Source organism: Pseudonocardia sp. T1-2H (assembly GCF_038039215.1).
Classification (GTDB): Bacteria; Actinomycetota; Actinomycetes; order Mycobacteriales; family Pseudonocardiaceae; genus Pseudonocardia.
Map to the genome: position 1 here is coordinate 5,468,661 of NZ_JBBPCL010000001.1, position 23,477 is coordinate 5,492,137.

The 23,477-nt window shown below is 71.7% G+C and carries 22 protein-coding genes; 7 read left to right on the forward strand and 15 right to left on the reverse strand.

Translation table 11 applies throughout. The features are described from left to right. The first annotated feature begins 101 nt into the window (after positions 1–101). The 3 genes from WBK50_RS26935 (at position 102) to WBK50_RS26945 (ending at position 3,104) form a co-directional block, all read left to right on the forward strand. Complete coding sequence (locus WBK50_RS26935; RefSeq protein WP_341338281.1) at positions 102–731, forward strand: TetR/AcrR family transcriptional regulator; 630 nt, start codon at positions 102–104, stop codon at positions 729–731. A gap of 142 nt (positions 732–873) precedes the next feature. Continuing rightward, positions 874–1,845, forward strand: coding sequence for a DUF559 domain-containing protein (locus WBK50_RS26940; protein WP_341338282.1), 972 nt, complete (start codon positions 874–876; stop codon positions 1,843–1,845). Positions 1,846–1,961: 116 nt separating this feature from the next. Beyond that, positions 1,962–3,104 (forward strand): acetyl-CoA C-acetyltransferase, encoded by a 1,143-nt coding sequence (locus WBK50_RS26945; protein WP_341338283.1) that lies wholly within the window; start codon positions 1,962–1,964, stop codon positions 3,102–3,104. Positions 3,105–3,174: 70 nt separating this feature from the next. Here the strand turns inward: WBK50_RS26945 and WBK50_RS26950 are convergent, their stop codons facing one another. From WBK50_RS26950 to WBK50_RS26965, 4 genes are read right to left on the reverse strand one after another with little or no spacing between them, the layout of a single operon-like run. Next, positions 3,175–4,206 (reverse strand): ABC transporter ATP-binding protein, encoded by a 1,032-nt coding sequence (locus WBK50_RS26950; protein ID WP_341338284.1) that lies wholly within the window; start codon positions 4,204–4,206, stop codon positions 3,175–3,177. Beyond that, complete coding sequence (locus WBK50_RS26955) at positions 4,203–5,207, reverse strand: ABC transporter ATP-binding protein (protein WP_341338285.1); 1,005 nt, start codon at positions 5,205–5,207, stop codon at positions 4,203–4,205. Before WBK50_RS26955 ends, WBK50_RS26950 begins: the two co-directional genes overlap by 4 nt. After that, positions 5,204–6,100 (reverse strand): ABC transporter permease, encoded by an 897-nt coding sequence (locus tag WBK50_RS26960; protein WP_341338286.1) that lies wholly within the window; start codon positions 6,098–6,100, stop codon positions 5,204–5,206. The genes WBK50_RS26955 and WBK50_RS26960 overlap by 4 nt, the downstream gene beginning before the upstream one ends. Beyond that, positions 6,097–7,092: an ABC transporter permease gene (locus tag WBK50_RS26965; RefSeq protein WP_341338287.1), complete on the reverse strand. Its 996-nt coding sequence runs from the start codon at positions 7,090–7,092 to the stop codon at positions 6,097–6,099. The genes WBK50_RS26960 and WBK50_RS26965 overlap by 4 nt, the downstream gene beginning before the upstream one ends. Before the next feature lie 662 nt (positions 7,093–7,754). Here WBK50_RS26965 and WBK50_RS26970 point away from each other — a divergent pair. From WBK50_RS26970 to WBK50_RS26980, 3 genes are all read left to right on the forward strand, one after another. Then, positions 7,755–9,077: an ABC transporter substrate-binding protein gene (locus WBK50_RS26970; RefSeq protein WP_341339509.1), complete on the forward strand. Its 1,323-nt coding sequence runs from the start codon at positions 7,755–7,757 to the stop codon at positions 9,075–9,077. A gap of 201 nt (positions 9,078–9,278) precedes the next feature. Next, positions 9,279–10,775 carry an ABC transporter substrate-binding protein gene (locus WBK50_RS26975; RefSeq protein WP_341338288.1) on the forward strand — a complete coding sequence of 499 codons (1,497 nt, stop codon included), beginning with the start codon at positions 9,279–9,281 and terminating at the stop codon, positions 10,773–10,775. 246 nt (positions 10,776–11,021) lie between these two features. Then, positions 11,022–11,294, forward strand: coding sequence for a DUF4242 domain-containing protein (locus WBK50_RS26980; protein WP_341338289.1), 273 nt, complete (start codon positions 11,022–11,024; stop codon positions 11,292–11,294). A 110-nt stretch (positions 11,295–11,404) separates the two neighbouring features. Here the strand turns inward: WBK50_RS26980 and WBK50_RS26985 are convergent, their stop codons facing one another. The 10 genes from WBK50_RS26985 to WBK50_RS27030 all read right to left on the reverse strand — a co-directional run bounded on the left by WBK50_RS26985 (position 11,405) and on the right by WBK50_RS27030 (position 21,154). Next, on the reverse strand, positions 11,405–11,653 hold the full coding sequence (locus WBK50_RS26985; protein WP_341338290.1) for a hypothetical protein: 249 nt from the start codon (positions 11,651–11,653) through the stop codon (positions 11,405–11,407). Continuing rightward, positions 11,602–12,450 carry a phosphotransferase family protein gene (locus WBK50_RS26990; RefSeq protein WP_341338291.1) on the reverse strand — a complete coding sequence of 283 codons (849 nt, stop codon included), beginning with the start codon at positions 12,448–12,450 and terminating at the stop codon, positions 11,602–11,604. Before WBK50_RS26990 ends, WBK50_RS26985 begins: the two co-directional genes overlap by 52 nt. Continuing rightward, the gene (locus WBK50_RS26995; protein ID WP_341338292.1) at positions 12,437–13,204 is read right to left on the reverse strand and encodes an enoyl-CoA hydratase/isomerase family protein; all 768 of its coding nucleotides are present in this window, start codon (positions 13,202–13,204) and stop codon (positions 12,437–12,439) included. The genes WBK50_RS26990 and WBK50_RS26995 overlap by 14 nt, the downstream gene beginning before the upstream one ends. After that, a complete protein-coding gene (locus WBK50_RS27000; protein WP_445942398.1) occupies positions 13,197–14,015 on the reverse strand; it encodes a class I adenylate-forming enzyme family protein in 819 nt (272 codons plus the stop codon). The genes WBK50_RS26995 and WBK50_RS27000 overlap by 8 nt, the downstream gene beginning before the upstream one ends. Then, the gene (locus WBK50_RS27005) at positions 13,994–14,920 is read right to left on the reverse strand and encodes a class I adenylate-forming enzyme family protein (protein ID WP_341338294.1); all 927 of its coding nucleotides are present in this window, start codon (positions 14,918–14,920) and stop codon (positions 13,994–13,996) included. Before WBK50_RS27005 ends, WBK50_RS27000 begins: the two co-directional genes overlap by 22 nt. A 10-nt stretch (positions 14,921–14,930) precedes the next feature. Beyond that, the gene (locus WBK50_RS27010; RefSeq protein WP_341338295.1) at positions 14,931–15,875 is read right to left on the reverse strand and encodes an SMP-30/gluconolactonase/LRE family protein; all 945 of its coding nucleotides are present in this window, start codon (positions 15,873–15,875) and stop codon (positions 14,931–14,933) included. Between the two features lie 41 nt (positions 15,876–15,916). Next, positions 15,917–17,470, reverse strand: coding sequence for an AMP-binding protein (locus tag WBK50_RS27015; RefSeq protein WP_341338296.1), 1,554 nt, complete (start codon positions 17,468–17,470; stop codon positions 15,917–15,919). A 59-nt stretch (positions 17,471–17,529) separates the two neighbouring features. After that, positions 17,530–18,921: a phosphotransferase family protein gene (locus tag WBK50_RS27020; protein WP_341338297.1), complete on the reverse strand. Its 1,392-nt coding sequence runs from the start codon at positions 18,919–18,921 to the stop codon at positions 17,530–17,532. Positions 18,922–18,952: 31 nt separating this feature from the next. Further along, positions 18,953–19,609 (reverse strand): TetR/AcrR family transcriptional regulator, encoded by a 657-nt coding sequence (locus tag WBK50_RS27025; protein ID WP_341338298.1) that lies wholly within the window; start codon positions 19,607–19,609, stop codon positions 18,953–18,955. Between the two features lie 291 nt (positions 19,610–19,900). Continuing rightward, positions 19,901–21,154: an acyl-CoA dehydrogenase family protein gene (locus tag WBK50_RS27030; protein WP_341338299.1), complete on the reverse strand. Its 1,254-nt coding sequence runs from the start codon at positions 21,152–21,154 to the stop codon at positions 19,901–19,903. Positions 21,155–21,225: 71 nt separating this feature from the next. Between WBK50_RS27030 and WBK50_RS27035 the strand changes: the two genes are divergently transcribed. Beyond that, entirely contained in the window at positions 21,226–22,824 is a 1,599-nt protein-coding gene (locus WBK50_RS27035) for a crotonase/enoyl-CoA hydratase family protein (protein ID WP_341338300.1), read from the forward strand. Between the two features lie 140 nt (positions 22,825–22,964). On the opposite strand, the gene WBK50_RS27040 is transcribed toward WBK50_RS27035, so the two are convergent. Then, positions 22,965–23,477 (reverse strand): DUF6912 family protein, encoded by a 513-nt coding sequence (locus tag WBK50_RS27040; RefSeq protein ID WP_341338301.1) that lies wholly within the window; start codon positions 23,475–23,477, stop codon positions 22,965–22,967.

Sequence of the window (23,477 nt, forward strand, 5' to 3'; positions counted from 1 at the left end):
CGCGGGCATCCTCGAGGGACGCCCCAACTCCTATCGAACAATCGTTAAGTTAACACCGGTGGGCGACTGGTCCAAGGGCCTTCCGGCCCTACACTGAACGGGTGACGACGGCCCAGGAGACGTCCCCCGGCGGGGAACCCACGCCTGCCGTACCGCGTGGCGGCGGTCGGGAGGCCATCACGTCGGCGGCCCGTGAGGTGTTCAACGAGCGCGGCTACCACGGCGCCTCGATCCGGGACATCGCCAAGCGCGCCGGCCTCTCCCTCTCCGCGCTCTACTACTGGCACCCCAGCAAGCAGGACCTGCTGGCGGCTCTGGTGGAGGAGAGCACGATGGACTACTTCCGCCGCTGTGACGAGGCACTGGCCGTCGTCGGGGACGATCCGGCGGACCGGTTGCGCGCCATGGCGCGCGCCGCCGTCGAGTACCGGGTGGAGCGGCAGACCGAGAGCAACATCGCGGCGCGCGAGTGGCGCAACCTCGATCCTGACAACCGGGCACGCCTCGAGGGCCTGCGCGTCAACGCCACCAGGCTCTGGTCGGACATCGTGGACGAGGGCGTCCGGCAGGGCGCCTTCCACTGCGAGCACCCCACGGACGCCCGCCGCGCGGCCCAGGCCGCCTGCAACGCGATCGCCCAGTGGTACGACCCCTCCGGCCCCCTCACCCCCGCCGAGCTGGTCGACCATTACACCGCGATCGTCATGCGCATCGTCGACCACCGGCCGTAATCCCCCACCTTCCCGCGAGTCGGGGTCCACGGGCCACCGAGTCGGGGTTTCCCGTCGCGAGTTGTCCACATGGGGCCTGCGCCATCCACAGGCGTGGAGATCATCGGTCCCGGCCACCGCCGCTCCCGGATCGTTCCGGGACATGGATCTCGCCGCGTTCGGACGCCATGGCGCCCTACCCCGCACCCGCGCCGCCGAGCTGTTCGGCGAGCATCACGTGCGTGCCGCGCTCCAGTCGGGACTGGTCGTCTCACTCTGGCGGGGCGTCCTCGTCGACGCGACGAGGCTCGCGGACCCGGTGACCCGCGCGTCCGCGGCCGCCCACCTCGCCGGGATCGACGCGACGATCAGCGGCCCGACCGCCGCCCGCCTACAGGGGTGCACCGCGGCCGAGGCGCTGCCCACGCACGTCCTCGTCCCCTACGGCCACTGGCTGCGGTCGCGGCCCGGGCTCGTCGTGCACAATGGCCCTGACCGCGACGCCGACCGGATCGACCTCGACGGACTCCCCGTCCTCGCGCTCGAACGCGTCGTCACGGACCTGCTCTGCACCGCGTCCCCGCCCGACGCGTTCGCCGTGCTCGACCAGTGCCTTGCCCTGGCCCTGGACCCCGAGGCCACCCGGAAACGGATCGACGAGCGGATGGCCTGCCGTACGGATCCGCGCGGCACGCGCCGGGCGGCGGCCATGCTCGCCGTCGCGACCGGGGCTGCGTTGTCTCCTCCGGAGAGTTGGGCGACCTGGCACGTCGTCGATCTCGGGTTCCCTCCCCCGCAGGTCAACTGGCCGCTCCGAAGTCCGGACGGGACCACACTGTTCCTGCTCGACCTGGCCTGGCCGGAGCACCGCATCGTGGTCGAGTACGACGGCTGGGCCACGCACTTCGGCCGGGAGATCCCGGACGCGGAGCGCCAGGTGCATCTGGAGCGCCGCGGCTGGATCGTGATCCGGGCGGACGTGGCGGATCTGCGGGACCGGACCCGGCTCGCCGCGGACCTCGACGACGCCTTCCGACGACGCGGCGTCCCGTTGCGTCGCGCGCCGGGAGCCCTGCGGGGACGGCGTCACCGCGAGCCGGGGTTCGACAGCCGCCGGTACACCGCGACTCGGTAGCCGCCAGACCCCGACTCGCGGGGTCGGGAGGGTTCATCGCACTCTCCCGATCACCGTGTCACTGAATGTACGATCGTTCAGTTGGCGTTGTTCCGAGACGCAGGGGAGACCTTCCGGTGGCTGATGCATTCATCGTGGGCGCAGTTCGCACGCCTGTCGGGACCCGCAAGGGTGCCCTGGCCGGGGTGCACCCGGCCGATCTCGGTGCGCACGTGCTCAAGGAGCTGATGACCCGCACGGGTGTGGACCCGGCCGCGGTCGAAGACGTGATCATGGGTTGCGTCAGCCAGCTCGGACCCCAGGCGGGCGACATCGCGCGCACCGCGTGGCTCTCCGCCGGGCTCCCGCAGACCGTCCCGGGCGTCACGATCGACCGGCAGTGCGGCTCGTCGCAGCAGGCGCTGCACTTTGCGGCGCAGGGCGTCATGTCCGGAACGCAGGACCTGGTCGTCGCGGCCGGGGTCGAGCAGATGGCGATGGTCCCGATGACCTCGAACGCCATGGTCGTCAAGGAGCTCGGCGCGAGCACCAAGGGCGACGGCTGGAACGCCCGGTACGGGGACCAGGAGATCTCCCAGTTCCGCGGTGCCCAGCTGATCGTCGAGAAGTGGGGCTTCTCCCGCGAGGACCTGGAGAGGTTCTCCCTGGAGAGCCACCGGCGTGCGGTCACGGCGATCGACGAGGGCAGGTTCACCGACCAGATCGCGCCGATCGCCCACCTCGACACGGACGAGGGCGCCCGCCGCGACACGACCCTGGAGAAGCTCGCCGGCCTCAAGGCCCTCCGCGAGGGCTGGGCGATCACCGCCGGCGTCGCGAGCCAGATCTCCGTCGGTGCCGCGGCCCTGCTCGTCGCGTCCGAGGACGCGATCCGTCGCTACGACCTGACCCCGCTGGCGCGGGTGCACACCCTCGCCGTCGTGGGCGACGACCCGGTCTACATGCTGACCGGCCCGATCCCCGCCACGCAGGCGGCACTCAAGCGCTCGGGGCTCGGCATCGACGACATCGACACCTTCGAGATCAACGAGGCCTTCGCCCCGGTGGTCCTGGCGTGGGCGCAGGACACCGGCGCAGACCTGGCGAAGACCAACCCCAACGGGGGCGCGATCGCCCTCGGTCACCCGCTGGGCGCCACCGGTGCGATCCTGGCGACCAAGATGATCCACGAGCTGCACCGCACGGGAGGCCGCTTCGGCTTGCAGTCCATGTGCGAGGGCGGCGGTCAGGCGAACGCCACGATCCTCGAGCGCGTCTGACCCTCTTGATCTTCACGAACGGCACTTTCGCTCATCAGGGAGGGATGAGCGAAGGTGCCGTTCGTGCACTTCAGGGCTGCGCAGACCCGTGGAGGTGGCAGCGGACCGTGCCTCCACCCGGGGCGTCGACGGGGGGCGGCGCCACCGTCCGGCAGATCTCCATGACGTGCGGGCACCTCGTGTGGAAGGCGCAGCCCGACGGCGGGTTCGCGGCGTCCGGCATCTCCCCGGTCAGGATGATCCGCTCCCGCTCCCGCTGCCGGCGCGGGTTCGGCACCGGGACCGCCGAGAGCAGGGCCTCGGTGTACGGGTGCGCCGGCCGGTCGAAGAGCCGGTCCGTCAGTCCCGTCTCGACGATCTCTCCCAGGTACATAACGGCCACCCGATGCGCGATGTGCCGGACGACGGCGAGGTCGTGCGCGATGAACAGGTACGAGAGCCGGAACTCGGACTGCAGGTCCTCCAGCAGGTTGAGGATCTGGTTCTGCGTCGACACGTCCAGCGCGCTGACGGCCTCGTCGCACACCAGCAGCCGCGGGTTCAGCGCGATCGCCCGGGCGATCGCGAGCCGCTGGCGCTGCCCGCCGGAGAACTCGTACGGATACCGCTGTGCGTACCGCTTCGAGAGCCCGACGTGGTCCAGCAGGTCCGCCACCCGTTTCGAGCGCTCGGCCCGCGAGAGCGTGTCGTGCGTGTCCAGGGGCTCGGCGATGCTCTCCCCCACGACCATCGAGGGGTCGAGCGAGCTGTACGGGTCCTGGAAGACCATCTGCATGCGCCGCCGTGCGGCCCGCAGCTCCTGGCCCTTCAGCGCCGTGATGTCCTCGCCGTCGAGCCGGACGACCCCCCGCGTCGGTTCGACGAGCCGGAGCATCGCACGCCCGGTCGTCGACTTGCCGGAACCGGACTCGCCGACGAGCCCGAGCGTCTCCCGCTCCCCGATCTCGAAGCCGACGTCGCGCACGGCCCGCAGCGATCCGCTCCGGCCCAGCAGCCCGCCCCGGATCGGGAACTCGACGTCGAGTCCCTCGACCTTCGAGACCGGGGTACCGCCGGCCGGAGCCGGGTCCACGAGCTCCTCGGTTCCCATGGCCCTGCTCATGCGCTCCCCTTCAGTACCAGGTCGCCCACACGCAGGCAGCGGCTGGTCCCGCCGCCGCTCAGCGTCCGTTCGGCCACCCGCCCGTCCCGGTCGCCGCTGCTGCACACGTCGACGACGTGGGCGCAGCGCGGATGGAACCGGCAGCCGGTGGGCATCGATCCGGCGGGCGGCGTCGCGCCCGGGATGGTCGCGAGCCGCCCGGATCGGGCCGTGAGCTGTGGCATCGCGCTCAGCAGGGCCTCGGTGTACGGGTGCCGCGGCCGGTCGTAGAGGTCGTCGATCCCGGCCTGCTCGACAACCTGGCCCGCGTACATCACGACGGCCCGGTCGCAGATGTCCGCGACGACGCCGAGGTCGTGCGTCACGAACACGACCGCCGTGCCGAACTCGTCCCGCATGGCCCGGAGCAGGTCGAGCACCTGGGCCTGGATCGTCACGTCGAGGGCCGTGGTCGGCTCGTCCGCGATGATCACCTTCGGCTCGCAGGACAGGGCCATGGCGATCATGACCCGCTGCCGCATGCCGCCGGAGAACTCGTGGGGGTAGCTGCGGGCGCGCGTCTCCGCGTGCGGGATGCCGACGGTCGTCAGGACCTCCACCGCGCGGGCCCACGCCGCCTTCTTCGAGCACCCGCGGTGCCGCCGGACGACCTCGGCGATCTGGTCCCCGACGCGGAAGGCCGGGTCCAGGCTGGTCATCGGCTCCTGGAAGATCATCGAGATCTCGTCGCCGCGCAGCAGCTCCAGCTTGTGCGCCGGCATCCCGACGAGCTCGACGCCGTCGAGCCGGATGCTCCCGCCCACGACCCGGGAGGACTCGCGGGGCAGGAGGCCGAGCACCGACAGGCTGGTCACGGTCTTGCCGGAGCCCGACTCGCCGACGAGGCCGACGGTCTCGCCCCGCTCCACCGAGAAGGAGACCTCGTCCAGCACGGTGACCCAGCCGTCCTCGGTGGCGAACTGGACCTCGAGCCCGTCGACGACGAGCAGCGGATCTGTCATGACCCCCTCCGGGTCTCACGGCCGAGCGAGTCCCGCAGCCCGTCGCCGAGGAGGTTGAAGGCGAGCACGGTCAGCGCGATGAGCAGACCGGGGAAGATCGTCAGCCACGGCGCCGCCGCGGTGTAGCGGAAGCCGCGCTCGATCATGGAGCCCCAGCTCGCGTCCGGCGGCTGCACGCCGAGCCCGAGGAAGCTCAGGCTGGCCTCGGCGAGCATCGCCATGGCGGCGGTCAGCGAGATCTGCACGATCAACGGGGACAGCGCGTTAGGCAGGACGTGGCGCCGGATCACCCGCGCGGTCGGCGTGCCGATCGAGCGGGACGCCTCGATGAACGTCTCCTCGCGGATGCTCAGCACGGTCCCCCGTACCAGCCGGACGAACCGCGGCGCGAAGATCACCCCGATCACGAACATGGCGTTGGTGAGGCTCGGCCCGAGGACGCCGACGAACGCGATCGCCAGGATCAGCGGCGGAAAGCTCATCAGCGCGTCCGTCACGCGCATGATCACCGCGTCGACGCGACGGCCGGCGTACCCGGCGATCAGGCCCGGGACGACGCCCAGCACGACGGCGACGGCGACGGCCTGCGCGGCCGCGAGGAGCGAGATCCGCCCGGCGTACAGGGCCCGGCTGAACACGTCCCGTCCGAGGTCGTCGGTACCCAGGACGTGTCCGCCCCCGGGCGGCTGCAGCACCCCGGAGAGGTTCTGCTGCAACGGGTCGTGGGTCGCGAGCAGCGGCGCGCAGAGCGCCGACAGCACGACGAGGACCAGGTAGCCCAGGGCGATCAGCCCGGGGACCTGCCGCCGGAAGCGGCGCAGGAAGCGGGCGCGCGCGGACTGCTCCGGGGCGGAGATCGCCTCGCGCGCGTCGAGGGACGCGGTGGCGGTCACGCCTGCCTCACCTTCGGGTTCAGCCAGCCGTAGCTCAGGTCCACGACCAGGTTGACGAGCATGACGACCAGCGCGGTCACGACGACGATGCCCTGGATCATCGGGATGTCCCGCTGCAGCACGGAGCGGATGGCGAGGTCGCCCAGGCCGGGCAGGCCGAACACCCGCTCGACGATCACGGACCCGCCGAGCAGGAAGCCGATCTGGAAGCCGATGACGGTCACGACCGGCACGGCGGCGTTCTTCAGCCCGTGCTTGGCGACGACGGCGCGGCCGCGCAGCCCGTTCGCGCGGGCGGTCCGGATGAAGTCCTGCTGCAGGACGTCGGAGAGCGAGCCGCGCAGCTGCCGGGTGATCTCGGCGGCCACGGCCATGCCGAGGGTCAGCCCCGGCAGCACGAGGCCCCGGGCCCACTCCCCCACGCCCTCCGAGAGCGGCGTGTAACCCACCGCCGGGAAGATCGGGAAGGCGAGCGCGAACGCCATGATCAGCAGGATCCCGACCCAGAAGTTCGGCAGCGAGATGCCGACCGAGGCGAACAGCGTCGCCCCGCGGTCCTGCCACCGGCCGCGGCGCAGGGCCGCGACGATCCCGGCGGGCACGGCGATCAGCAGTGCGACCACCATCGCCGCGAGGGTGACGGCGACAGTGACCGGGAAGCGGGACATGATCGCGCCGGACACGGACTCGTTGCTGAACAGCGAGCTGCCCAGGTCACCGGTCAGGGCATGGGCGGCCCATCCGGCGTACTGCACCAGGACGGGGTCGTCGAGCCCCAGGCGTTCCCGGGTGGCGTCGATCTGGGCCTCGGTGGCGTTCTCGCCCGAGATCGTGATCGCCGGATCACCGGGGATCAGCAGGACCAGGGCGAAGACGCCCAGGGACACCAGGAACAGGAGCGGGACGATCATCAGGACACGTCTGAGCGTGTAGCGGAGCACTACTGAGCCCTCCCTACGGACGTCGGTGTCGCGAGGGTGGAGAAATGCCACCTCGCTGTGGCGGAAGGTGTGGGTCCGGTCGGATACTTCGCCGGCAATACGTGGTCAATACGCATGCCGAATAGGCCCGCGGCGGAAATCGTACGACTCCGCAGGCAATGGAGAGATCAACTTAACGATCGTTCATAAAGTAGCGTTCGATGCGCTTCCGGTCAACGACCGTTTCACGTCGAGACGCTCGGGAGGCCCGGAGCTGCGCCTTCTGAGATGATCAAGGCGACCCGGGAGCTTGCTCCAGATTGGAGCATGATCCAGCTGGTGTAAAGAATTCACACTTGTAAGCCTGTTCGAAGCATGCACAGAATGACGCCCACGTCGCATCACGATGCATCCGCGTCACGCTCGCGATCCGCCACCCGCAATGTCGCGGAACCGGAAGGTGGACCCAGGAAAATGTCCGTCCGTCACATCCGATCAGTCTCCACGGCCGTCCTGTCCGGACTCCTGGCCGCCACGCTCGTCGTGGCCTGCTCCCCCTCGCACCCACGGGCGGAGGTGGCACCGGGGGCTCCGCGGAGGTCGTCGCGAACTCCGATCTCGACCCCGAGGCCACCATCCGCTACGCGGACGCCGTCGGGCCCAGCCGGTTCGACCCGCACCGGTCGACGAACGGACAGGACATCCGCTTCCTGGCGCCGGTCTACGACCGGCTGATCCACCTCGACACCGCCGGCGATCCCGTTCCCGGCCTCGCGACCGCGTGGGAATGGCAGGACGACGGGCTCGCCCTGAAGCTCGCCATCCGCGAAGGCGTCCGCTTCCACGACGGCACACCCTTCGACGCGTCGTCGGTCAAGGCCAACATCGAACGGGCCAAGACCGTCGAGGGCTCCTCGGTCAAGTCGGACCTCGCCTCCATCGAGACGGTCGAGGTGCCCGACGCCAGGACCGTCGTGCTGAAGCTGAACCAGCGCAACAGCGCCCTGCTCGGGCTGCTCTCCCACCGCGCCGGCTGCATGGTCAGCCCGGCCGCATTCGCCAATCCGGACCTGGACCTCAAGCCGGTCGGCACCGGCATGTACAAGGTGAGCAGCTACCGCCCCGGTGACGTCATCCAGTACGTGCGCAACGACGACTACTGGGACTCCGGCGTCGTCGGCGTCCGCAACCTCGAGCTGCGGATCCTGCCCGACGAGGTCACCCGGATGAACGCCATGCGCACCGGCGAGGTCGACGTCGCGCTTCTGTCCGGCCGGCTCGTCCCCGAGGCCTCCGGGCTCCCGGGCGTCACCGTGCACCGCAGCACGACCCTGACCTACCTGGTGCTGTACCTGAACCGGGCGCGCGCCGAGTTCGGCAACCCCAAGGTGCGCCAGGCGCTCAACTACGCCGTGGACCGCAAGGCGATCGCCGAGGGCATCTACTTCGGCGCGGCACAGCCGACCGTCCAGCCCTTCCCGCCGAACTACTACGCCTACAACCCGGCCTTCCCCGGCGACTACTACCCGCACGACCCGGCCAAGGCGAAGCAGCTACTCGCCGAGGCGGGGCTGCCGAACGGGTTCGAGTTCGAGATGCTCGTGACCGCGCTGTCGACCTACACCCAGGCGGGCGAGGCGGTGCAGAACATGCTGGCCGAGGTCGGCGTCAAGGCCAACATCCGCAACGTCGAGGCCGCCCAGACCGCGGACGTCTACTACGGCCAGCAGCAGGGAGACGCCCTGGTCTCGCAGTGGGGAGGGCGTCCGGACCCGTCGATGACGATCGGTCTGCAGTTCACCTCGACCGGCTTCTCCAACCCGGGCCGGCAGACCACGCCACGCCTGGAGGAGCTGCAGAACGAGGCGCTGGGCAGCCTCGACCCGGCGGTGCGCTCCGAGCGCATCCACGACGCCGTCGGCGAGCTCGTCGAGCAGGCGTTCCAGGTGCCGATCGTGATGGACGAGTCCGTGATCGCCACCGGCCAGAAGATCGCCGGCTTCGAGACCCTGGTGACGGGGCAGATCAACTTCCAGAAGCTGGGCGTCAGGAAGTGAGGCGACGGCTCCTGCCGCTCGCCCTCACGTTCGAGCCGGGGCTTGCGGACCGGCCGGAGTTCCGTGGCGTCGCCAAGGCCGCTGCCTCCCTGACCTCCCTGCCCGGGCAGCTCGGCGTTCCCGGCATCTCCACCACGAGAGGAGCGCGATGAGGCGGGTCATGACCGGAGCCGCGGTGCTACTGCTGGGGCTCGTCGCCGCGTGTTCCCCATCTCCGGCGGAGGCTCGCAGGTCGCGGCGGCGAGCGGGCCGGCTGATCCGCAGGCGATCTTCCGATGGGCGCACGTCGTCGGGCTGAGCCGGTTCGACCCGCACAAGGCGACGTCGAGCTACGACAACACCTACCTGTTCCTCACCTACGACCGGCTGGTCCACACCGACAACGACCTCAGGCCCGTCGCCGGCCTCGCCACGAGGTGGGAGTTCTCGCCGGACGGCAAGGCGCTGGACCTGCAGCTGCGCGAGGGCGTCACCTTCCACGACGGCACGCCGTTCGATCCCGCGGCCGTGAAGGCCAACATCGAGCGGGCCAAGACCGTCGAGGGATCGTCCGTGCGCAACGAGCTCGCGACGGTGCAGTCCGTGGAGGTGACCGGCCCGAACAGCGTGCGGCTGGTGCTGAGCGCGCCCACGGCGTCGCTGCCGCTGGTCCTCTCGGACCGGGCGGGCTCCATGATCAGCCCGGCCGCGTTCGACAACCCGGACCTGGACCAGAAGCCGGTCGGTGCGGGGATGTTCACGGTGGCGGGCTACCAGCCGCAGGCGAAGATCGAGTACCGCGCCGCGCCGAACTACTGGGACCCCGACTCCGTCAAGGTCGCCGGGATCGACATGTTCATCTACACCGACCCGGCGACCAGGTTGAACGCGCTGCGGACCGGGGCGGTCGACGGCACGCCCATCTCGCCGGACCAGCTGCCGGAAGCCGAGGCCGCGGGCCTGCGGATAGAGCGCGGCCGCACCAACAACTTCTACTTCTTCCACCCCAACCGGGCCCGTTCGGAGTTCGGTGACGTGCGGGTGCGCCGCGCGCTGTCCCACGCGATCAACCGCAAGGCGCTCGTCGACTCGCTGATGCGCGGGTACGGCGAGGTGACCACCCAGCCGGTGCCGTCCTGGAGCTTCGCCTACAACAAGGACCTGCCGGCGGAGACCTACCCGTACGACCCGGCGAAGGCCGAGGCGCTGCTGGCGGAGGCCGGGCTGCCGAACGGCTTCACCTTCGAGGCGCTGGTGCCGGTCAACCCGGACTCCCAGCGGCACGCCGAGGCGATCCAGGCGGACCTCAAGGCCGTCGGCGTCACCATGACGATCCGGTCGATGGAGGGCCAGCAGCTCACCGACGTGTTCTTCGCGCGCAAGGAGGGTGACCTGCTGATCGGCACCGGCGGCGGCCGCGCGGACCCGGCGCAGACCACCGGGCTGCGCTACCTGCCGCAGGGCTTCAACAACCCGTCCGGCATCAGCACGCCGACCGTCGAGAGGTTCCAGCAGGAGGCGCAGAGCACGACGGACCCGGCGAAGCGCGCCGAGGCCTTCCACAGCCTGATGAAAGAGGTCATGGACCAGGAGCTCGACGGCGTCCTGTACTTCCTGGCGTCGCCGATCGCCCTGTCCGACAAAGTGATCACCTACAGCCCGGCGCTCTACGACCGCCCGGAGTTCCGCGGCGTGGAGAAGGCCGCCGAGGGCGCCTGAGCTGACCGGCGAACGGCACTCTCGTCACTGTGCTGGCCGGCTGCCCCCGGCCAGCCCCTTCCTCGTTCAACGAGCCGGTGTTCTCCGACGGGCAGCTCTGAGGACGCAACGCGGCGCCGCCCGGTGCTGCCCGACTCGGCAGCGGCACCCTGGCGGTGTCCGGCTCCGCCGGGTCTCGCCTAGGGTGGCTGACGAGTCCTCCGTTCGGAGGGCGCGCCGCGCCAGGACGTGTGCGAGCGTCTTCACATGCCGAGGTACGTCATCGAGCGAGACTTTCCCGGTGCGGGCTCCCTGCCCGCCGAGGAGATCGGCGCGATCAGCGCGAAGAGCAACGACGTGCTGTCCCGGATGCCGGAGCTGCAGTGGGACCACAGCTACGTGACCGACGACAAGATCTTCTGTGTCTATGTGGCCCCGGACGCTGACAGCATCCGTCGCCACGCCGAGGAGGGCGGGTTCCCCGCGAACGCGATTCGCGAGGTCGCGCACACGATCGACCCGACGACCGGCGGCCGCTAGTCGTGAGCCTCCGCGGGCGTTGAGGCGGCGCGGGCCTGCTCGGCACGCTCCCACAGCGCCGCGCAGGACGCGGACACCCGCTCGGTCGGCTCTGGCCCACGCCGGGATGACTACCCGAGGCCCGCGGCCTTCAATGCCTGGACTGCGGACTCGCCGAGGCGCGGACGGGACTGCTGCGCCTCGGCGAGGTAGCCGTCGTCCGCCATGACGCCCGCGAGGTACCGCGCCCGGACCCCCGCGAGGATGCAGGCGGAACGCCAGCGGTTGAACGCGATCCAGTACGGCAGGCCGGTGACGTCCCGTCCGGTCAGCCGCGTGTAATGGGCGACGAGCTCGTCGCGGCTCGGGAAGCCCGGCACCGAGGTGGGGCCGGGCTCGACGCCCTCGGCGACCTCGTCGCCGGGCTCGTGCCAGGCAGCGACCAGGTAGGACAGGTCCGCCATCGGGTCGCCCAGGGTGGAGCTTCCCAGTCGAAGACCGCCCGGACCGTGCCGTCCGGCCCGAAGGCCATGTTGCCCGGCCGGAAGTCCCCGTGGACGACGCCGCGGGTCTGTTCCGGGATGTGCGCGGCGAGGACGTCGTGGATCTCCTCGAGCTGTCCGAGGTCGGGGTCGTCCGCGGCCAGCGAGGCGTGCACCTGGCGGTTCCAGCGGCGCAGCTGCCGCTGCACGTACCCCTCCTGCGGCGCCGTCGCGCCGAGCCCCACGGCGTCCGGGTTGACCGCGTGCAACGCCGCCAGCACCTCGACGACGTGCTCCCCGGCCCGCTTCCGGGCGGCCGGCTCCAACTCCTCCGCCGCGGCGCGGTCCGTCAGCACCCGGCCGTCGACGAAGCCCATGACGTAGAAGCCGGCGCCGGTCACGGACTCGTCGTCGCAGAAGGCCAGCGGCGGCGCGACCGGGACGGCCGTCGGGGCCATCGCCGAGAGGAACCGCCACTCCCGGCCCATGTCGTGCGCGGTGCTCAGCACCCCGCCGAGCGGCGGGCGGCGCAGCGCGTAGTGCGTCCCCTCGGCGTCCGTGACGCGGTAGGTCAGGTTGGAGCGGCCGCCCGCGACGAGCCCGAACCGCACGGGCGCGACCAGCCCGGGGACGTTGGCGGCCAGCCACTCCTCGACCGGTCCCGTGTGCAGGCCCGCGAGCTCAGCGACCGACATAGTTCGGCTCGCGCTTCTCCAGGAACGACTTCACGCCCTCCCGGTGGTCCTCGGTCCGGAACAGCTCCCCGAGCCGCGTGCTCACCCAGCGCCCCAGCTCCGACCAATCCGGGTCGAGCGCCTCGCGCAGCCCGGACTTCAGCGCCGCGACGGCCAGCGGCGGGTTCGCCGCGATCTTCCGGGCCAGCTGCAGCGCGGCCGGCATGAGCTGCTCGTCGTCCACGACCCGGCCGACCAGCCCGATCCGCTCCGCCCGCTCGGCGTCGATCACCTCACCGGTGAACAGCAGCTCCGCCGCCCGCTCCCGCCCGACGAGCTGCGCGAGCCGAGCGATCCCCGCGACGTCGCTGCACAGCCCGCGCTTCACGAACAACTCGCCGAACTTCGCCCGGCGCGCGGCCACCCGGAGGTCCGCCATCAGCGCCATCTCCATCCCCCACCCGACAGCGGGGCCGTTGACGGCGGCGATCACCGGGATGTTCGTCTGCAGCAACGCGCCCGCGGCCGGGGTGAGCCGGGGCGCGGGCCGCGGCGCCGAGTTCTCCTCGCCGCCGTTCATCAGCTCGCGGACGTCGTCCCCGGAGCAGAACGAGCGGCCCTCCCCGGTGATCACCAGGACCCGGGCGGTCGAGGTCTGCACGAGCTCGGCGAGCTCGTCGTAGGTCTTGCGGCGCAGGGCGTTGTGCACCTGCGGCCGCGCGATGGTCACGATCCCGACGTGCCCGTCGAGCTCGTACCGGACGTCCTCAGGCACCCTCGGCCTCCCCTGCCACGGCGGCCCGCAGCTCTCGTTTGAGCACCTTCCCGCTCGGTGTGCGCGGCAGCGGCTGCTCCCTGAACACGACGTGCTCGGGCACCTTGAACTCCGCCAGCCGCTCGCGGACGTGCTGTTGCAGCTCCTCGGCGGTCACCGGGATCCCCGCCCGCACGTTCACGACGGCGACGGCCTGCTCGCCGAGCCGGGCGTGCGGCAGCCCGACGATCGCGACGTCCGCCACCGCCGGGTGCTCGAACAGTGCGCCCTCGACCTCGGCGCAGTAGATGTTCTCGCCGCCGCGGATGACCACGTCCTTCATCCGGTCGACGACGTACACCCAGCCGTCGCGCGTCAGGCCCAGGTCGCCGGTGTGGAACCAGCCGTCGGTGAACGCCGCCGCGGTGCCCTCCGGGTTGTTCCAGTAGCCCCGCACCACGTTCGGCCCGCGGAACCACAGCTCCCCGACGCCGCCCGGCTCCGCGTCCTCGCCGGTCGCGGGGTCGACCACGCGCACGTCCGCACCGGGCGCACAGCGGCCGACGCTGTCCGGGTGGGTCACGTAGTCCTGCCCGGAGTTCGAGACGACGGCGGACGTCGTCTCGGTGAGCCCGTAGCCGTTGGCCGGGGCGACGAGCGAGGTGAAGGTGTCGTCGATCGTCCCGATCAGGTCCGGCGGGATCGGCGAACCGCCCATGCTGATCGCGGCGAGTGTGCCGAAACCGTCCGGGTCCGCGATCGCGTCCTCGACGAGCTGCCGCATCACCGTCGGCACCCCGGAGACGCCCGTCAGCGCCTCGCGGCGGACCAGCTCCCGGGCCTCGGCGCGGTCCCACCTGTACTGCGTGACGAGCTTCCCCCGGTCAGCGGCGTGTACGTCAGGCTCGTGATCCCCGCGATGTGGAACAGGGGGAACGTGCACAGCGCGCCGGCCTGGGGAGCATCGGGATCCGGCTCGGGTGGCTCGCCACCGTTGGCGATCGCCAGGCCGACCGTGGCGCCGAGGAGGGTGTTGAGGATGTTCGTGCAGTGGTTGCGGTGGGTGCCGATCGCCCCCTTGGGCCGGCCGGTGGTGCCGGAGGTGTAGAGGATCGTGGCGTCGTCGTCCGGCGCGATCTCGACGTCCGGCAGGGGCGCGTCGAGGTCGAGCGAGGCCAGCACGTCGGACCAGGCGCGGACGCCGGAGACCGGGTCGCCGCCGCGGACCTCGATCAGGGGCGGGAGCTCCGCGAGGTACGGGGCCAGCAGCGCGGTGCGCTCGGCGTCCGCGACCACGAGCTTCGCCTCGCAGTCACCCAGGGCGTAGCGCAGCTCCGCCGCCGTCCACCAGGCGTTGAGCGGGACGAACACGATCCCGGAGACCTGCGCGGCGTAGAACCACGGCATCCACTCGGGGAAGTTCCGCATCGTGACGGCGAGCCGGTCGCCCTGGCGGAGGCCGTACTCGTCGTGCAGAAGCGTGGCGAGGCCCGCGACGATCCGCGCGTGCTCGGCGTAGGTGACCCGCTCGTGCTCGAAGACGGTGAAGACCCGGTCGTCCCAGGTCGCGCTGAGCTCGAACAGCTCGCGCAGGGTGTGCGGGCCCCGTTCGTAGACCCGCCACGGGACGCCGCGCACGGTCGTGTCGGTGAGGGCGAAGGGCGCGCCGAGAGCGGTGAACCGGGCGGTGAGCTCGGAGCGGACGCTGCCACCGAAGTCCGTCGAGACCGTGGTCATGCCGCCCTCCTCAGGCCGAGAACGCGAGGTCGAGCCCGGGGTACGGCCACTGGAGCGTGTAGAGCTTCCCCAGGCCGGACGAGGTGATGAACGCCGTGCGGGAGTCCCCGCCTGCGAAGCAGATGTTGGTGACGTACGGGTCCGGCTCGGGCACCGGGATCTGCCGGAGCAGGGTGCCGTCGTCCGCGATGATGCTGACCGCCCCGGTGACGAGCGTGGCGACGCAGACGTTGCCCGCGCCGTCGACGGCCAGGGAGTCCAGCAGCTGGTAGCCCGCGAAGCCGTGCAGCAGCATCGCGCCGCCCGGGCCGCGCGGGGGTTCGCCGGGCGGCGAGACGCGGCCGGGCCCGTCGACGTTCCAGGCCCAGACCCGGCCGGGACCGGTCTCGGCGACGTAGACACAGCTGCCGTCCGGGGACAGCCCGACGCCGTTGGGCGTCATCAGCGGGTGCACGACCTCGGTGATCGACGAGCCGTCGGGCAGCGCGTAGCAGAGCCTCCCGATGTCCATGTCCCGCCCACGGTTCTTGCCGAGGTCGGTGAACCAGAAGCCGCCGCCTGCATCGAAGACGATGTCGTTGGGGCCGTTCAGCGGGAGCCCGTCGACCTCGGTGTAGAGGTCGGTGACCTGCCCATCCAGGGTGACCCGCTGGATCCGGCCGCCGATGTAGTCCGCGGGCTGGTGGCCCGGCGCGGTGATCCCGTCCCGGTCGTGCCACTCGAAGCCGCCGTTGTTGCAGACGTAGAACGCGCCGTCCGGGCCGATCGCGGCGCCGTTCGGGCCGCCGCCCAGCTCCGCGATCACCTCGGTCTTGCCGTCCGGGTGGACCCGGGTGAGCGTCTGCCGCTTGATCTCCACGAGGACGACCGAGCCGTCCCGCATCGCGATCGGGCCCTCCGGGAACTCCAGTCCCGAGGCGACCTCGCGGAGCTCGAGCTGATCAACGCTGACCATCGACGTCCTTCCAGTGCTGAACGATCGTTAAGTACCCGACGCTAGGAGCGGGCGGTGGCCTTGTCAACGCCCGTCACGAGCGCGCGGAGCTCGCGCTTGAGCACCTTGCCGACGGTGTTGCGCGGCAGCTCCGGCACCAGCAGGACCTTCCGCGGGCGCTTGTAGCCGGCGAGGCGGTCCCGGCAGAACTCGCGGATGTCTTCGGCCGTCGGCTCCCGGCCTTCGTGTGGCTCGATGACGGCGACGACGATCTCGCCCCACACCTCGTCCGGCTCGCCGACGACCGCCGCCGCGGCCACCGCCGGATGCTGGTGCAGGACCTCCTCGACCTCGCGGGAGTACACGTTCTCCCCGCCCGTGAGGATCATGTCCTTCTTCCGGTCGACGATCGAGAAGTAGCCCTCGGCGTCCCGTTTGGCCAGGTCACCGCTGTGGAACCAGCCGCCGCGGAACGCCTCGGCGGTGGCCTCGGGGCGGTTCCAGTAGCCCGCGCAGACCTGGTCCCCGCGGATCACGAGCTCGCCGACCTCGTCCGGGCCGGTGTCCTCGTCGTGCTCGTCCACCACGCGCACCGCGGAGAGGAACATCGGCTTCCCGACCGACGTCAGCAGCTCGGTCCGGCCCTCCGCCGCGGCGACGTGGTCCGCCGAGCCGTGCACCATGACGTTGCCCGCGAGTTCGGTCATGCCGAACCCGGTCTGGAACCTCGCGTTCGGGAACGCGGCCATCGCCTCCCGCAGCACGGCCGCGGGCATCGGCGCCCAGCCGTAGCCGATCCGGGTGATCGACGACGTGTCGTACTCCGCGAACGAGGGGTGCCGCAGCAGCATCGCGAGCATCGTCGGCGCGACGGACGTGCTGGTCGCGCGGGTCTCCTGGACCGCGGCGAGGAAGCCCTCGGGGTCGTAGCGGCGCAGCACCACCACGGCGTCCCCGTGCACGTGGGCGACCAGCACGCCGTAGCCGGCGATGTGACAGAGCGGCCAGGGCTGCAGGGAGACGCCCGGCTCGTCGTCGTGCTCCCAGCTGACGGCCGAGTTCAGCACCGCCGCGGTGACGTTGCGGTGGGTCAGGACCGCGCCCTTGGCCCGCCCGGTGGTGCCGGAGGTGTAGATCAGCCAGGCCGGGGCCGTCTCCTCGGGGGGCTCCGGCTGCCCGGGCTCCGGCCCGTCGAGCAGGACCCGGAAGGGCAGGGCCCCTTCGGGTGCGCCGTCGATCACGATCAGCGTGGTGATCGAGGGGACGGTCGCCATCGCCGTCCGCGCCGTCTCCAGGTACTTCATCTCGGTGATCAGCACGGTCGGCGTGGAGTCGCTCAGGTTGAGCTCCACCTCGCGCGGGGTGAGCCGGTAGTTGACGAACACCAGCGCCATCCCGGCGAGCGGGACGCCGTAGTAGGCCAGCACGTACTCGGGGTTGTTCTCGGTCAGCATCGCCACCCGGTCCCCGGAGGCCGCGTGGTACGCCAGCCCGCGGGCAAGGCGCCGGACCTGGTCGTCGAGCTGCGCGTAGGTCCAGCTCTCCCCCTCGAACCGGAGCGCGATCGCGTCGGGGACACGGGCGGCGCCGAACTCCAGGACGTCACTGATCCGCACGGAAGCTCTCCTCTCCGCCGACTCCCTCGTCGGCGACCCGGGTCTTCGGATCCGGGCGGTCAGCCCGGGTGGGTCAGGTACTTCGGGTTCGCCACGGCGAGCCGGTCGGTGATCGCGGTGCGGACGGCGGCGAGCAGGTCCGGGTCGTCCGGGGCGAGGACCCCGGAGCGGATCGCGTCCGCGAGCGCCCGCTGGTCCGCCTGCCCGAACCGGGCCAGCCGCTCGCGGTGCCGGCGCTCCTGGTCCGCGCCGAACGCCAGCTCCCGCTCGACGCCGTCGACCACGTTGGCCGCGACCCGCGCGTTGAACCGGAGTCGTCCCTCCGTGCCGGGCATGACGTCCTCGCGGAGGAACATCGCGACCGCCGCGAGCAGGTCCCGGCCGGCCGGGAGGCCGTGCAGGTCCGAGCGCGGCGCCTCGGCGAGCACCGGCGCCTCCGCCGGGATGCCCAGGGCCAGGAAGAGGTCGTGCTCCTGCTCGCAGACCCGGCGGCCGATCGCCACGAACTCCACGGACGGCGTCTCCCCGGACAGGTGCCGCTCGGCCATGCTGCGGCAGCCGACGGCCCAGCGGGCGGTGCCGTAGACCTGCCACCAGCGGACGGCCTCGGGATCCGGCCGCCACCCGGCGACCTCGGCGTACCCGTCGAGCAGATCGTCGACGATGCCGAAGCCACCCACCGGAGGTGCCGCACCGAAGCGCCAGCACTTCACGCACAGCCAGCCGAGGTCCTCCCGCGGGTCCCCGCGGTGCACGAGCTCCCAGTCCAGCACGGCCGCGAGGCCCTCGGGCGAGATGATCAGGTTGCCGTTGCGGAAGTCCCCGTGCACGACCGTCTCCGCGACCGGCTCCGGGCGGCGGGGCTCCAGCCACGCCAGCGCGATCTCGATCGAGGGCAGGGGCTCGCCGAGCGCGTCGTAGGCCTGCCGCAGGTGCTCAACGGGGTCGTAGGTCTCGGCGCCGGGGACGGTGTCGACCGGCATCGAGTGGATCCGGGCGAGCGTGCGCCCCAGGTCCGCGGCCATGCCCTCGCGGGCGGGCGCGTACTGCGGCTCACGTAGCAGGCGGCGGGCGATCGTCTCGCCGTCGACGTGCTTCGTGATCAGGTACGGGGCCCCGACGACCGCCGGGTCCACCCCGTGGTCGACCAGGTGGGGTACCGGCACGCCGGCGCGCTCGGCCGCCGCGATGGCCGCGGCCTCCCGGGCCATGCCCTCCGGGCGGCCGGGGCCTGGCGGATCCCGCCGGAGCACCAGCCGCCGCGGCGCGCCGGTGGCCGGTACCGCCTCGAAGGCCCAGGTCTCCCGGCTCGCACCGCCGGTGAGCCGGCGCAGGTTCGCGACGGACACCTCGCCGTCGAGCACCGTGCGCAGACGCCGGGCCAGCAGCTCGGCCAGGACCGCCGGATCACCGCCGCCCGCGCGTTCGTGGACCGTCGCCGATGCGGTCATGACACCCTCCCGCCGCCCGCAGGCGCGACGGTCAGGAGTCGCGCGCGCCCACCATGTCCAGCGCCAGCCGCTGGTACCGCTCGACCATCTCCGGTCGCCCGACCGGGCCCTTGTCCGAGAACCAGGCGGCCACGCCGGTGCACATCACGACGATCGCCCGGGCGGCCTCGTCCGGCAGCGGCGTGCGGAAGACGCCCCGCTCGACGCCCTCGCGGACCACGGTGTCGAAGAACCGTTGCTGCGCATGCCGCTTGGCCAGGTGCGGGGTGCGGACCGGCTCCTCCAGCGCACGGAGCTCGCTCGTCCCGAGCAGGGTTCCGCGCTGGTCCTCCAGGTGGAACAGCACCTGCACCTCGACCAGGGCGCGCAGACGGTCCGCCGGGTCGTCGCCCGCCGCACCCAGCGCCGCCGAGGTGCGGGCCAGCAGCGCCTCGATCCCGCGCTCCATGATCGTCGCCAGGACGGCCTGCTTCGACGGGAAGTGGTGGTACAGCGCGGCCGGGCTCAGGCCCGCGCGCAGCGCGATGTCCCGCACCGAGGTGCCGTGGTAGCCGTGCGCGGCCATCACCTCGATCGACGCCTCGATGATCGCCGCATCGCCGGGAGGGGCGTTCGCCGCCCGGCCGACGTGCCTGCGGCCGCGCGGAGCCACCGGGCCGGCCGGCTCCGATCTTGCGGGACCCGCCACGCGGCCACCTCCCTCTGCTTGCATCCTCCGTGGCCACGGAGAACGGCAAGGGTACCCAGGCCGCCCCGCGCCTCCCCGCACGGCGCACCTGATGGCCGGCGGATTGATCGGCGAGCCCAGGACGGCGGAACTGGATGGGCGGCGCGGTGAGGAAGAAGTCGTACCGGCCGCCGCCCGCCGCGCCGCGGTCCGGGGTGAGCAGGTTCGTGGTGCCTCGCTCGTCCTTCACCCCGTCGACGTCCCAGCGGCCCCGGTTGGACAGCCGCGTCCCGATCTCCCTGAAGTCCCGCATCAGCGCTTGCGCGGGCCGGCGAAGCCGAAAAGGTAGCCGGCCACCTTCCGCATCTGGATCTCCTCGGAGCCCTCGGTGATCCGGTAGCGGCGGTGGTGGCGGTAGATGTGCTCGAACGGCGTATGCCGGGAGTAGCCCAGCCCGCCGTGCACCTGCATCGCCCGGTCCGCGGCCTCGCAGACGAAGCGGTTGGCCCGGTAGTTGCACATCGAGACCTTGTCGCTGATCTCCATGTGCGGCACCCGGTCGAGCTCCCAGGCGGTCTTACGAACCAGCCCGCGCAGCATCTCCGCCTCGGTGTGCAGCTCCACCAGCGGGAACTGGATCGCCTGCCGCGTCGCCAGCGGAGCCCCGAACGTCACCCGGTTCCGGGCGTACTCCACGGCCCGGTCGATGCAGTACTGCCCGGCGCCGACCCCGGAGGCGGCCTGCCGGATGCGGTTCTCGTGCACGAAGGTCTGGGCGACGGCGAGCCCCATGCCCTCCTCGCCGAAGATCGCCGAGTTCGGCACCCGCACGTCGGAGATCGTGACCTCGGCATGGTCGGTGGGCATGTTCAGCGTCCACCAGTGGAAGTCCACCGAGAAGCCGGGGCTGTCGGTCGGGACGAAGAACGCGGTGATGCCCCGCGCCGCCCCGTCGTCACCGCTGGTGCGGGCGAACACAACGTCGTGCGTCGCCGAGTGCATCCCGGAGTTCCAGCGCTTGGCGCCGTTGAGGATCCAGTCGTCGCCGTCGCGGACCGCCCGGGTCTCCATCCACGTCGCGTCCGACCCGTGGTCCGGCTCGCTCAGCCCGAAGCCGATCCGTGCCTTCCCGGTCAGCATCGGCTCCAGGTACTCCTCCTTCTGCTCCTGCGTAGCGAAGGCCAGCAGCATGTGCGCAAAGGGGAAGTTCCCGACGACCGACGACTCGTTCTGCAGGTCGTTGAACAACCCCAGGCCCTTGTGCGCCAGATGCTCGCGGATCACCGCCATGTCGAAGTTCGTGCCGTCCTGCCCGCCGACCTCCTTGGGCAGCGCGTACCGGAGCCAGCCTGCGGCGTCGGCGCGGCGGCGCATCTCCCGCAGCAGCTCCTCCCACTCCGGCCGGGGCGTGCCGCCGGCCTCGAAGTCGGTCCGCGCCCACTCCCGGCGGTGGTCGAAGAAGCGCTCGTTGTCGTCCTGCGCCTGCAGCGGCAGGATCTCGCGCTCGATGAACGCGTCGAGGTCCGCGAGCTTCTGCGACAGCTCCACGGGGAGTTCGAAATCCACCAGGCCTCCTAAACGATCGTTCAGCTAGGATGGCATCGTCACCGGCCGCGGGGGAAGGGTTGAGGTCGAAGATGCGCGAGATCCGCTACGAGGTACGCGACCACGTCGCGACGCTGACGATCGACCGGCCCGAGAAACGCGGCGCCATGACCTACGCGATGCTCGACGAGTTCGCCGCCTCCGTGGCCCGGGCCGGCGACGATCCGGACGTGGTCGTCCTGCTAGTCACCGGGGTACCGGGCAGCTTCTGCGCCGGGATCGACCTCGCGGACCTGGCCGGCCGGGATCCGTCGAACCGGGGCCGTGGCGACGGCGACGGCGTCCCCCTCCTCATGGGCTGCCCGAAGCCGGTGGTCTGCGCCGTCGACGGGATGGCCGTCGGGATGGGCGCGGAGTTCGCGACCCAGGCGGACGTGCGGTTGGTCTCGTCCCGGGCGCGGTTCCGGTGGAACTTCGTGCATCGTGGGCTGGTGTCGGACACGGGTGCCGGAACGTGGCTGCTGCCCCGCCAGATCGGCGTCGCGGCGGCTTCGAGGCTGCTCTACACCGGCGACGACCTCGATGCGGACGAGGCGCTCTCGCTCGGCTTCGCGGCGAGTGTCCACGAGCCGGACGAGCTTCCCGGCCGCGGCGGCCGCGTTCGCCGCAAGGATCGCCACCGCATCGCCGTTCGCGCTGGTCAGGACCAAACGGCTACTGCTCGACGGCGCCGGCCTGGACCTCGACCGGCACGTCCGGGCGACCCGGATCACCATGGCCGAATGCTTCGCCTCGGCGGATCATGCCGAGGGGATCGCGTCGTTCCTGGAGAAGCGGCCGGCCCGGTTCACTGGCCGTTGATCATTCGAATCGGAGAGGACACCATGACCGAGCAGCGCGTGCTGATCGAGATCACCGACGGCGTCGCGGACGTCCGGCTCAACCGGGCGGAGAAGCGCAACGCGCTGGACCCGGCCATGTTCGCCGGGATCGTCGAGGCCGGGGAGACGCTGAAGAAGGATCCGTCGGTGCGGGTCGTCGTGCTGTCCGGCGAGGGCCCGGACTTCTGCGCCGGACTGGACTTCGGCTCCTTCCGGGCGATGCGGGACGGCGAGCGGCTCTCCGCGAGCGCGGCCGTCCCGCCCGGTAACGGGCCGGCGAAGGCGACCGGGCAGCGCGCCGCGTACGTCTGGGCCGAGCTCGAGGTCCCGGTGATCGCGGCCGTCACGGGCAACGCGCTCGGCGGCGGGCTGCAGATCGCGCTCGGCGCGGACATCCGGATCGTGTCGCCGGACGCGACGCTCTCGGTGTTCGAGGTGGCGTGGGGGCTGATCCCGGACATGACGGGCTCGCAGCTGCTCCCCGAGCTGGTGGGCCGGGACGTCGCGAAGGAGCTGACGCTCACCGCGCGGAAGGTGGGCGGGGAGGAGGCCGTCGCGATCGGGCTGGCCACGAAGCTGGACCCGGAGCCCCGCAAGGCCGCCCTCGCGCTCGCCCGCTCCATCGCCGAACGGAACCCGCACGCCGTCCGGGCCGCGAAGCGCCTGCTGGACATGGCGGGCCGGGTGGACCTGGACACCGGCTTCGCCGCGGAGCAGACGGAGATCGGCGCGCTGATCGGGAGCCCGAACCAGGTGGAGGCCGTGACGGCGGCGTTCGAGAAGCGGGCGCCGGTCTTCAAGGACGTCTGAGTACCGCGGCGCTCCCTGTGCACCGCCCCGCCCCCACCCCGCGAGTCGGGGTCTCCCGACTACCGAGTCGGGGTTTCCCGTGTCCGGAAACCCCGACTCGGTGGCCCGTGGAGCGCGACTCGCGGGATGATCTCGGGCGGTCAGAGGTCGCCGAGGTCCACCAGGAACGAGATCTCTGCGGGGGCGTACCAGGCGAGCTCCTGGTCCTCCGCCTCGCCGACCAGGAACTCCGCGTCCAGGTCGCCCAGGTCCGCCTTGTCCACCACCGAAGCCGCCTCCCGGACGGCGTGCTCCGCCTCCTCGGAGTCGACGTGGATCGAGGCGATCCGGTCCATGGGGACGGGCCCGGAGATCCGGACCGCCGCGTCGTCGAGGTCGGGGCGCAGGGTGACGTCGTCCATGTCCGCCGCCACCACTACGCGTCTGGCCGGGGTGGAGTCCTCCCCCAACCCGAACTCGACGGCGAGCAGCCGGAGCGAAGCACGGGCCGCCTCGTTCATCGCGGCGTACTCGAGCTCCTCCTCGTCCCCGGCCGTGTAGGCCTCCCGCAGCCGCGGGGTCAGGGCGAAACCCGTGCCGCCCATGGGTTCGAACCTTCCGGACTTGACCAGCTTGCGCAGCATCGGCCATGTCCCGGGAAGATAGATCCGCAT